The following is an 11152-nucleotide window of genomic DNA, read 5'->3' on the forward strand; positions in this document are numbered from 1 at the left end:
ACGGGATGAAGCTGCTCATCTCACCACCTTACAACATCACCACTTCACAGAGTACCCCAACCCGACAGGCTGCTAGGATCATATTAAACCGGGACATGATTTTACAGAACTCAGGATGGGATTGATGCTGAGAAATTTTTTGTTTATATTTCTGTTCTTATTTCTTCTGCGGTTGTTCTAATCTGTCTTCTTCTTGGTGGTATTGAGTTATTATTCCCTTCTTTGTCATTTAAGGATCGTAATAATCTGGTATCGGTAACCCAGCTGAATGCGAATATATGGTCTTATATTATTGTGAATGATTCCGGAGGTGCGACCGTACCGTTCGTCTATCAGCTCTATCTGATTCCGAAGATAAACGATGCAGATATTCTTGGTTCTCTGGAAAAAAAATTTTCAATTGTGGAGTCTGGTGATAATCATATGTCCGTAAAATGGGACGGTAATAAAATTATTATCTCCGCACGAGGGAAGGTATTTTCGTTTAATAACCGTGTTTCTCTTCCTGCTCCAATGCCTCGTATTATATTTTCGTCTGACTCAGAATATCCGTAAATTATTATAAATTTTTATTTTTAATAATCGAATATTTATGGTCTGTGAACTTGCAGACGAAATCCTGTCTGCAGGTGAAGTATTTTACCGGCGTTTCAGAATGAGGTTCATGCCGCGTGTGGTTTGTGGTTTTAAGGAGGCTGTGCCGGGAGGTGGTCTTCCGGCGGCTGCGGGAGCCGTGACGGATATGGGCCAGGATCATCATCACGGGGACGGGGAATCGTGTGGTCATTCCCATGATCACGGCCATCGGCACGATCATGATGATCATGACGGGCATGACCACGGGCATGGTTTCGGTCATCACCATCATGCGCCGGCGAATTTCGGGTCTGCGTTTGCGCTGGGGATGGCGCTTAATGCGATTTATCTGATTGCCGAGGTTGTGTGGGGGGTGCTGTCCCATTCTCTCGCGCTTCTGGCGGATGCGGGACATAATCTTTCGGATGTTCTGGCGCTCGGGGCGGCCTGGATGGCGAATTCCCTGAGCCGTCGTCCGCCGTCGCGTCGTTTTACCTGGGGGCTGCGGCGGTCTTCGGTTCTGGCGGCTCTGAGCAATGCTCTGGCACTGATGCTGGTGACGGGGGCGATTGCGTGGGAGGCGGTTCTGCGTCTGGCTGATCCGGGTCCGGTTGCGGGTGGTCCGGTGATGATTGTCGCGGCGCTCGGGATTCTTGTGAATGGCGGCACGGCTCTGCTGTTTGCGCGCGGTCAGAAGGATGATCTCAATCTGCGCGGGGTTTTCCTGCATCTTGCGACGGATGCGGTGGCGTCTGCGGGCGTTGTCGTGACGGGTGGTGTTGTTCTTCTGACGGGGATGTTTCGTCTTGATCCTCTGGTCAGTCTGCTGATTTCCGGTCTGATTGTTTTCGCGACCTGGTCTTTGCTGCGTGAGTCTCTGGATATGGCTCTGGATGCGGTTCCGCGGTCGATTGATGTTGCGGATGTTGAGGCGGAGCTTCTTTCGCTTTCCGAGGTGGGGGCGGTGCATGATCTGCATGTCTGGTCGATCAGCACGACGGAGACCGCTCTGACGGCGCATCTGGTTCTGCGCGAGGAGATTCTGCCGGGGACGGAGGATGATCTGATTGCGGCGGCGCAGACGCGGATGCGGGAGCGTTTTAAGGTCGGGCATACGACGTTTCAGATCGAGCGTGCTGCGTGTTCGGGCTGTGTGCTGGAGCATCCTGCCGGGGAGCATGATCATTCCGGGGGGCATGAGCACGGGCTTGCTGCCGTATGACGGAAGGGGGGGATCGTTTCGGTAATTCCCTTGCGGGTGATGTGCGTGACCGGCGGATCAGGCTGCGGCTGGCGCAGGCCAGTCTGGCGGTGGCGCTTCTGGCTCTGCTGCTGAAATATCTGGCGTGGCGGGAGACGGGCAGTGTTGCGCTGAAGTCTGATGCTCTTGAGACGCTGATCAACGTTGCGGCGGCGGTTGCGGGCTTGTGGGCCATTCATTATGCGAGCCGTCCGGCTGATCATAATCACACATACGGGCATCATAAGGCGGAGTATCTTTCTGCCATTCTTGAGTCGGCTCTGGTTCTGTTCACGTCTCTGACGATTGCGGCTGAGGCGTGGGAGGGCTGGATGCATCCGCGTCCTCTGGAGTCTCCCTGGACCGGTCTTGTGTTCAACGGGGTTGCGACGCTGCTCAATCTGGTCTGGGGGGCTGTTCTGCTCCGGGCCGGGCGGGCGCAGCGTTCTCCGGCGCTGATTGCGGGCGGGCAGCATGTTCTGTCCGATGTCTGGACGGGTGTTGGTCTGGTGGTTGGTGTGGGTCTGATTCCGCTGACGGGCTGGCTGTGGCTGGATCCGGTTCTTGCGGCTCTGATTGCGCTTAATGTGGTGCGTGTGGGCTGGGGGATGCTGCGCGAATCCGTTTCGGGTCTGATGGATGAGGCGCCGGGCAGCGAGACGATGACGCGTCTGGAGCATGTGATCCGTGAGAGCGGAGCGGGGGCTCTGGAGGCGCATGACATCCGTGTGCGGATTGTCGGTTCCGTGACGTTTGTGGAGTTTCATCTGGTTGTTGCGGCGGATATGAGTGTCAGCCGGGCGCATGAGATCTGCGACAGGATTGAGGCTGCCATCCGCCGGGCGCTGGGTCAGGCTCTGATCAGCATTCATGTTGAGCCTCAGAGCAAGCTTCTGCGGCGCGGGGTTCTGATTTCTCCGGAGGTCTGAGGGGGGGGAGGCTGTGTGCAGCTTTCCTGTTGCAGAAAGTCCGAATGCCCCCTAAGAGGAGCCGCCAACGGTCGGGGACCGGGGGCCTTGCTGCCCGAAGGCCCGGGCACCCCCGTGACCAGCATCTGAGGGGGTTCCGCGCCATGGCAATTAAAGCATCACTTTACGACCGGATTACTGAAGCGCTGGCCTTTGACGACGTTCTGGTCGTTCCGGCGTCTTCTCATGTCCTTCCGGCTCATGCGTCCACCAGGGCGCGGCTGACGCGGACGATTGATCTCAACATTCCTCTGATTTCCGCGGCCATGGATACCGTGACCGAGGCGCAGATGGCGATTGCCATGGCGCAGCAGGGTGGTCTTGGCGTGATTCACAAGAACCTGACGCCTGAGGAGCAGGCGGAGGAGGTTCGGCGTGTGAAGCGTTTTGAGTCCGGGATGGTTGTTGATCCGGTGACGGTTGCGCCTGAGGAGACGCTGGCGGGTGTGCGGGCGATCATGTCGCGTCACGGGATCAGCGGGCTGCCGGTTGTTGAGTCCGGGTCTCAGAAGCTGGTGGGGATTGTCACGCATCGTGACGTTCGTTTTGCGACGGATCCTGATCAGAGCGTGAGCGATCTGATGACGAAGGACAATCTCATTACGGTCCGTCATGGTGCGGATGCGGTTATGGCGCGGCAGCTTCTTCACCGGCACCGGATTGAGAAGCTGCTTGTCGTGGATGAGCAGGATCGCTGCATCGGCATGATTACGGTCAAGGATATGGACAAGGCCGTGACGCATCCTCTGGCGATCAAGGACGGCATGGGGCGTCTGCGCTGTGCGGCGGCGACGGGTGTGGGCGAGGATGGCGTGTCCCGTGCGCAGCTTCTGATTGCGGCGGGTGTTGATGTGGTTGTGGTTGATACGGCGCATGGTCATTCGGCCGGTGTTCTGGGGGCGGTTGAGCGTCTGAAGAAGATGCATCCCGATGTTCAGATCATTGCGGGCAATGTTGCGACGCCGGAGGCTGCGCGGGCGCTGATCGAGGTGGGTGCGGATGGTGTGAAGATCGGCATCGGTCCGGGTTCGATCTGCACGACGCGTGTTGTGGCGGGTGTTGGTGTTCCGCAGTTTTCCGCTGTTCTGGAGACGGCTGCGGCGTGTCATGAGTATGATGTTCCGGCGATTGCCGACGGGGGTGTCCGGACGTCGGGCGACATCGTCAAGGCGATCGGTGCGGGTGCGGATGTCGTGATGGTCGGTTCGCTTCTGGCGGGCACGGAGGAGGCTCCGGGCGAGGTGTTCCTTTATGACGGCCGGTCTTACAAATCCTATCGCGGGATGGGCAGTCTGGGGGCTATGTCGCGCGGTTCTGCGGATCGTTATTTCCAGCAGGAGGTGAAGGACACGCACAAGATGGTGCCTGAGGGGATCGAGGGGCGTGTTCCTTACAAGGGGGCGATGGGGGCTGTGGTTCATCAGCTTGTCGGCGGTCTGAAGGCCGGGATGGGCTATACCGGTTCCGCGACGCTTTCCGATCTGCAGACGCGGGCGAAGTTCCGCCGGATTACCGGTGCAGGTCTGCGTGAGAGCCACGTTCATGACGTGTCGATCACGCGTGAAGCTCCGAACTATCGCCGGGACTGATCGGTTTATGACACCTTCTGCCCGTCTGGCTGCAGCCATTGATCTTCTGACGGCGATGGAGGATGCGCCGCGTCGTCCTGCGGATGCCGTGGCCAATTCCTTTTTCCGGGAGCGCCGGTTTATCGGTGGCGGAGACCGGCGGGCCGTGTCCGGTCTTGTCTGGGATGTTCTGCGGCGCTGGCGGCGGCTTGGCTGGCGGCTGACGCAGGCGGGCGGGGATGTGACGCCGCGTCTTCTGGTTGCGGCGCTGCTTATTGAGCAGGGGCGTCCGGCCGGGGAGGTGGCGCAGGCCTATGTTGAGGGGCGGTTTGCTCCGGGTGTTCTGACGCGGGACGAGCGGTTCGTGCTGGATCGTCTGGCTGCGGCGGATGAAGCTGAGATGCCGCGTGCCGTGCGTCTGGAGGTTCCGGACTGGCTTTTGCCTCTGCTGGAGGAGCGGTTCGGGGCGGAGACGGAGGCTGAGCTTGAGGCGCTCGGGACGGAGGCGTCTCTGGATCTGCGTGTGAACACGCTGTCCGGGACGCGGGACGAGGCGCGGCGGTCTCTGGCGCAGGAGGGTCTGCGGGCTGAGGAGGCGTCTCTGTCTCCCTGGGGGCTGCGTCTGCCGGGGCGTCAGCCTGTGACGGCGAGCCGTGCGTTCCGTGATGGTCTGGTCGAGATTCAGGATGAGGGCAGTCAGGTTCTTGTGACCCTGGTCGGGGCGGAGCCGGGGATGCGGGTTTTGGATTACTGTGCCGGGGCCGGGGGCAAGACGCTTGGTCTGGCGATGACGATGCTCAATCGCGGGCAGATCGTGGCCTGTGACGTGTCCGAGACACGGCTTGAGGGAGCTGTGAAACGTCTGCGCCGGGCGGGGGTTCATAATGTCGAGCGGCATCTTCTGGTGCCGGGGGACAAGTGGGCCAAGCGCCGGGCGGGGAGTTTCGACCGTGTTCTGGTGGATGCGCCCTGCACGGGGACGGGGACGTGGCGCCGGAATCCGGATGCGCGTCTGCGTCTGACGCGGGATGATCTGCGTGAACTGACGGTCAAGCAGTCTGAGATTCTGGATCGTGCGGCGGCTCTGGTGAAGCCGGGCGGGCGGATGGTTTATGCGACCTGTTCGGTTCTGGAGGCGGAAAACGGCGATCAGATCGCGGCTTTTCTGAAGCGGAACGGGGCGTTCCGTCTGGTCGGGGCGGATTCCGCTTTTGTGCCCGAGGCGCTTCGGGGGCGTGAGACAGTGCGACTGTCTCCGTATCGTGACGGGACGGACGGGTTTTTCGGGGCGGTTCTGGAGCGTGTGACTGCGGCTGCTCCGGAGAGTGTGCCGGATGCGGAGACCTCTGCGGGGGATCAGGCGATCGCCTGATCCAGCAGCTCTAGGGCGTGCCGCACGGTGTCCGAGCGGACGCGGGTGCGGTCTCCGGGGAAGATCCGGTGTTCCGTGTGCACGCCGGAGGGTGTGGCGAGGCCGAACCAGACCAGTCCGACCGGTTTTGCATCGGTGCCGCCGCCCGGGCCTGCGACGCCGGAGACGGCGATAGCGATCTGTGCGTCCGGTGCGGCGCGCAGTGCGCCTGCGGCCATTTCCGCGACGGTTTCGCTGCTGACGGCCCCGTGATGTTCCAGAGTTATGGTCCGGACGCCCAGCAGGTGCTGCTTCATGGCGTTTGAATAGGTCACGAAGCCGCCTGAGACGACGTCTGATGATCCTGCGTGGTGTGTCAGTGTGCCTGCGATCAGGCCGCCGGTGCAGCTTTCCGCCGTGACGATCCGCAGGCCTGCGGCGCGGGCGCGGGTGAGCAGCCGTCCGGCGGCCTGTGTGATGTCTGCGGTGAGGTCCGGGGAGAGGAGTGTATCGCCGCTCATCGGGGTTACCTGAGGAATCCGACGAGCTGTTCTGCTTCTGTCACGATCGGTTCTGCGATGGCGCGGGCGCGGTCCGCGCCGTTGCGGAGGACGGAGAGCAGGTGGGATCTGTCGTCCAGCAGGCGGCGGGTTTCATCGGCGATCGGTCCGATCGTGGTGCTGAGGCGGTCTGCCAGGGCGGATTTGAAGGTTCCGAAGCCCTGGCCTCCGAATTCCGCGAGGACCTGTTCGGGGGGCGTGCTGCTGACGGCGGCGTAGAGGCCCACGAGATTGCGGGCTTCGGGGCGTTCGGCCAGGCCTTCCGTTTCTGAAGGCAGTGGGTCGGAATCGGTTTTCGCGCGGCGGACTTTCTGGGCGATGGTGTCTGCGTCGTCCGTGAGGTCGATCCGGCTCTGTTCCGAGGGATCGGATTTGGACATTTTCTTGGTTCCGTCACGCAGGCTCATGACGCGGGCGGCGGGCGGCGTGAAGGGTTCGATCTGCGGGAAGAAGTCCGTTCCGTAGTCGTGGTTGAATTTCTGGGCGATATCGTTGGCGAGTTCGATATGCTGTTTCTGGTCGTCTCCGACCGGGACCAGGGTGGCTTTGTATGTGAGGATGTCTGCGGCCATCAGGTTTGGATAGACGTAGAGGCCTGCGGAGTGGTTCTCGCGGTTTTTTCCGGCCTTGTCCTTGAACTGTGTCATGCGGTTGAGCCAGCCGAGGCGGGAGACGCAGTTGAAGATCCAGGCCAGCCGGGCGTGTGCGGAGACGGCGGACTGGTTGAACAGGATATGCCGCTGAGGATCGATTCCGGCGGCGAGCAGCACGGCTGTCTGCTGCAGGGTGTGTTCCTGCAGTTCTTTCGGGTCCTGCCAGACGGTGATGGCGTGCAGGTCCACGAGGCAGAAGATGCACTCGTGTTCTTCCTGGAGGGTCACCCAGTTGCGGATGGCTCCGAGATAGTTGCCGAGGTGGGGGATGCCGGACGGCTGGATGCCGGAAAAGACGCGTTTCATGCAGGTGTTTTCCGGCGTTTGGGGCGAGTGGTCAAGCGGGGTGTTTTAGAGGGTGACCGTGCCGGAAATACAGGGCACGACGCTGCCTCCGACGAGGATGTCGTCTCCCTCGCGGGTGAGGCTGATACGGCCCTGTCTGCCGAGGGCGGTTCCCTGTATGGCTGTCCATGTCTTTTCCGGGGCGCGTCCGCTGTCTGCAAGCCATTTTGCGACGGCGGCGTTCAGGCTGCCTGTGACCGGGTCTTCAAAGCCTCTGCCTTCGGAGCAGAAGAACAGGCGCAGTTCGAACTGTGCGTCCGTGCTGTCTTCTTTTTCGCAGGGGGCGACGAGTCCGACTTTCAGATTTCCCAGGCGTGCGTAGTCCGGCCGGATGTTCAGGAGTGTCTTGCGGCTGTCCAGCAGGAGGGAGAAGAAGCCGGGCCCGTTATCTGTCCAGGCGGAATCCGTGACCTGTGCGGGGCTGAGGCCGAGGGCCTGGAGGGTCTGTGCGAGCAGTTCGGGAGATACGGGTCCGGAGCGGAGCATGGGCGGGGCGATGAAGGCGAGCTGCGTGCCGTTCTGGCGGACGGAGACGAGTCCTGCGCCGCATTCCTGGATGATGGTGTCCGTGCGTGCGGGCTGTCCGCCTGTGGCGCGCCAGACCCAGGCTGATCCGAGTGTGGGGTGTCCGGCGAAGGGCAGTTCCTGGAAGGGGGTGAAGATACGGACGCGGTAGTCTGCTTCGGGAACGGAGGGTCTGAGCAGGAAGGTTGTCTCGCTCAGGCTGGTCCAGTTTGCGAATGCGGCCATCTCTGTCTCGCTCAGATCGTCTGCGCCGGAGACGACGGCCAGGGGATTTCCTTTCAGCCGGATGCTGCTGAACACGTCGACCTGGTGGAATGTGAAGTCTGGCATGGGGGTGTGCTCCGGGCGGGGGCGGTCAGGGGATCGGGTGCTGTCTGTTCAGGTTTTCCCGCATGAGGGCGACGTCTCCTGAGGATACGGGGCGGGCGCGGGCTTTGGCGATTTCGGCCGGGGTGATGACGGGGGGTGTTCCCTGTGTGTCCTGTGCGGCGAGCCAGGTCAGGATTTTCGCGACGGTTTCGTCGTCGAGGTAGCGGAAGGGGGGCATTCCTGCGGAGTAGGGTTCTCCGTTTGCGGTGATGGGTCCGCCGAGGCCGTTCATCAGGACGGCTGCGAGGTAGGCCCGTCCTTCCTTTGTGGCGGCGATGATGCCCAGCCGTCCGGTGAGGGGCGGGACTTCGCCTTTCTGTCCGCCGCCGCCGTGGTGACAGATTCCGCAGTTGGTCGCATAGAGGTGGTGTCCGTCCTTTTTTCCCGAGCAGGCTGTGAGGGCCAGGGGGATCAGGAGGAGGGCTGCGTGCCGGAGGCGGTGCGGTTTATGTACGGGGAGAGGTATGGTGTTGAGGGGTTGGGTTTTGCTGCCTGGCATTGCGTCGGTTTTCCTGGTGTCGGCGCATGCTGCGACGCGTGAGGAGCAGAGCAGGGCCTGTCGGGCGGATGCGATGAGGTACTGTATGTTTTCGATTCCTGATGAATCGAAGATTGCGGCCTGTCTGACGAGAAACCGGAAGAAGATTTCTCCTGCGTGCCGGAAGGTTCTGGACGAGGGGACTGGTCAGACGCCGTCTGCGGGCGGGAAGAAGAAATAACGTTGTGTGCGGCATGAGGTGGTTGTGAGGCCGCCTCATGCCGGATCGGGATCAGCCGCCTTCTGCGGGGGCGGGCGAGACGCCGAGGAGCTGGACCTTGAAGATCAGCGGGCTGTCCTTGGGGATCACGCCGAGTTCGCGGTGGCCGTATCCCAGTTTTGCCGGGACGTAGAGCATCCACGTATCTCCGACGTGCATCAGGGGCAGTCCTTCCATCCAGCCCTGGACGAGGCCGTCGAGCGGCATCTGCATATAGGCGCCGTTTCCGTGCTGGTCCGAGCTGTCGAAGATCGAGCCGTCGGGCAGGCGACCTTCATAGATCAGCATCATCATGTCGCCCTTTCTGGGCTGGGGTCCGTCCTTGGGACCGGAGGCGAGGACCTTGTAGGCCAGGCCGTCGGGCAGTTTCTGCACGCCGGGCTGTGCGACGGCTTCCTGGAACTGCTGTTCCGGCGTCAGTTCAGGCTTGCCGGCGCAGGCTGAGAGCGTGAGCGTTGCGGCTGCACAGGCGGCTGCGGGGAGCAGGCGGAGCATACGGGTCGAACGGGTCATGACACCTCTCTGTCAGGGTTTTTTGCGGACGGGGTTCAGAGAGCGCCGCCGCGCCGGCCGATCTGTGCGCCGAGGCGCAGGCGCAGGGCGTTCAGCCTGATGAAGCCCTGGGCGTCCTGCTGGTTGTATGCGCCCTGATCGTCCTCGAAGGTGACAACGCGTGTATCATACAGACTGTTCGGGCTTTCCCGTCCGATGCAGATCACATTCCCTTTATAGAGTTTCAGGCGAACGCGGCCTGTGACGGAATGCTGTGATGTATCGATCAGGGCCTGGAGCATCCGGCGCTCGGGGGAGAACCAGAAGCCGTTATAGATGATTTCGGCGTAGCGCGGCATGACGCTGTCCTTGAGGTGCATGGCCTCCCGGTCCAGCGTGATGGATTCGATGGCGCGGTGGGCGGCGAGCAGGATCGTGCCGCCCGGGGTTTCGTAGATGCCGCGTGATTTCATGCCGACGAAGCGGTTTTCCACGAGGTCGAGGCGGCCGATTCCGTTGGCTTTGCCGAGTTCATTGAGCTTCGTGAGCAGGGTGGCCGGGGAGAGGGTTTCTCCGTTGATGGCGACCGGGTCTCCGGAGACGAAGTCGATCGTGATTTCCGTGGGTTTATCCGGTGCGGCTTCGGGGGAGATCGTGCGCTGGAAGACGATTTCCTCCGGAGCGACGGCGGGGTCTTCGAGGATTTTGCCTTCGGAGGAGGAGTGCAGCAGGTTGGCGTCCACCGAGAACGGGGCTTCTCCGCGCTTGTCCTTTGCGATGGGGATCTGGTTTTCCTCGGCAAATGACAGCAGGCGGGTGCGGGAGGTCAGGTCCCATTCGCGCCAGGGGGCGATGACGGTGATGTCCGGCCGCAGGGCATAGTAGGCGATTTCGAAGCGGACCTGGTCGTTGCCTTTTCCGGTTGCGCCGTGGGCTACGGCGTCTGCGCCGACCTGTTCCGCGATTTCGATCTGGCGCTGTGCGATCAGCGGGCGGGCGATGGAGGTGCCGAGCAGGTACTGGCCTTCGTAGAGCGTGTTGGCGCGGAACATCGGGAATACGAAGTCCTTGACGAAGGTTTCGCGCAGGTCTTCGACGAAGATGTCCTTTACGCCGAACATCTCGGCCTTTTTGCGGGCGGGTTCGAGTTCCTCTCCCTGGCCGAGATCGGCGGTGAAGGTGACGACCTCGCAGCCGTATTCCTTCTGCAGCCAGCGCAGGATGACGGAGGTGTCGAGGCCGCCGGAATAGGCCAGAACGACTTTCCGGACCTTTTTACGTTCGTCGGGGGCGGCCATGCGGGGGTCTCCTTGCTGCGGTGTCTGCGGGGTGTGTTTTACGGCTGCTGCCCTAGCATTGGTGCGGCGGGGGGACCAGAGGAGGTTCACTTGTCAGGGTGAATTTATGGCGCCTGGTTTTTTTGTTGCAGAGTGTAGCTGCACACCCATAAAACTCGTCCGAGTGTCCCAGGTTTAAGGACAGGTTTCATTTAAGGGTGGCGCCGCCAGACCGTTCAGCCCGGATCAGTCAGCGGATATTCCGGAGATTTTCCGTGTCAGATATACAAAATCAGATTATTCCGATGAATATTCATATATTTATATTTGCTGATGAAATTGATCCTTTTCGTGAGAAATTAGGCTTCGTGGACAAAGGTTGACAGTAACGTCTGTGATTGATTCAACGCTGCCTTTTGGAGGCATCGTTGGGCGAGCGGATTGGGCTTTTGGACGAGGAATGGGCAATC

Annotated in this window: 10 protein-coding genes; 4 read left to right on the forward strand and 6 right to left on the reverse strand. The window is 61.1% G+C overall.

The annotated features are described in order from the left end of the window. Positions 1–655 precede the first annotated feature (655 nt). From LOC54_RS09430 to LOC54_RS09445, 4 genes are all read left to right on the forward strand, one after another. Positions 656–1798, forward strand: a complete 1143-nt coding sequence (locus LOC54_RS09430; RefSeq protein ID WP_408740331.1) for a cation diffusion facilitator family transporter — start codon at positions 656–658, stop codon at positions 1796–1798. Next, positions 1795–2745 (forward strand): cation diffusion facilitator family transporter, encoded by a 951-nt coding sequence (locus LOC54_RS09435; RefSeq protein ID WP_279313562.1) that lies wholly within the window; start codon positions 1795–1797, stop codon positions 2743–2745. The genes LOC54_RS09430 and LOC54_RS09435 overlap by 4 nt, the downstream gene beginning before the upstream one ends. A 143-nt stretch (positions 2746–2888) precedes the next feature. Next, a complete protein-coding gene (guaB, locus tag LOC54_RS09440; protein WP_279313563.1) occupies positions 2889–4373 on the forward strand; it encodes an IMP dehydrogenase in 1485 nt (494 codons plus the stop codon). Between the two features lie 7 nt (positions 4374–4380). Then, positions 4381–5724, forward strand: coding sequence for an RsmB/NOP family class I SAM-dependent RNA methyltransferase (locus tag LOC54_RS09445; protein WP_279313564.1), 1344 nt, complete (start codon positions 4381–4383; stop codon positions 5722–5724). Here the strand turns inward: LOC54_RS09445 and LOC54_RS09450 are convergent. The 6 genes from LOC54_RS09450 to LOC54_RS09475 all read right to left on the reverse strand — a co-directional run bounded on the left by LOC54_RS09450 (position 5709) and on the right by LOC54_RS09475 (position 10703). Further along, positions 5709–6224: a CinA family protein gene (locus tag LOC54_RS09450; protein ID WP_279313565.1), complete on the reverse strand. Its 516-nt coding sequence runs from the start codon at positions 6222–6224 to the stop codon at positions 5709–5711. The genes LOC54_RS09445 and LOC54_RS09450 overlap by 16 nt on opposite strands. 5 nt (positions 6225–6229) lie before the next feature. After that, positions 6230–7222 (reverse strand): tryptophan--tRNA ligase, encoded by a 993-nt coding sequence (trpS, locus tag LOC54_RS09455; protein ID WP_279313566.1) that lies wholly within the window; start codon positions 7220–7222, stop codon positions 6230–6232. A gap of 45 nt (positions 7223–7267) precedes the next feature. After that, entirely contained in the window at positions 7268–8116 is an 849-nt protein-coding gene (locus LOC54_RS09460) for a PhzF family phenazine biosynthesis protein (protein WP_279313567.1), read from the reverse strand. 25 nt (positions 8117–8141) lie between these two features. Then, a complete protein-coding gene (locus LOC54_RS09465; protein WP_279313568.1) occupies positions 8142–8654 on the reverse strand; it encodes a c-type cytochrome in 513 nt (170 codons plus the stop codon). A 271-nt stretch (positions 8655–8925) separates the two neighbouring features. Further along, positions 8926–9426, reverse strand: coding sequence for an FKBP-type peptidyl-prolyl cis-trans isomerase (locus LOC54_RS09470; RefSeq protein WP_279313569.1), 501 nt, complete (start codon positions 9424–9426; stop codon positions 8926–8928). Positions 9427–9461: 35 nt separating this feature from the next. Further along, positions 9462–10703 carry an argininosuccinate synthase gene (locus LOC54_RS09475; protein WP_279313570.1) on the reverse strand — a complete coding sequence of 414 codons (1242 nt, stop codon included), beginning with the start codon at positions 10701–10703 and terminating at the stop codon, positions 9462–9464. Positions 10704–11152 lie beyond the last annotated feature (449 nt).

It is taken from the genome of Acetobacter sp. AN02, from assembly GCF_029759835.1.
Taxonomy (GTDB): Bacteria; Pseudomonadota; Alphaproteobacteria; order Acetobacterales; family Acetobacteraceae; genus Acetobacter.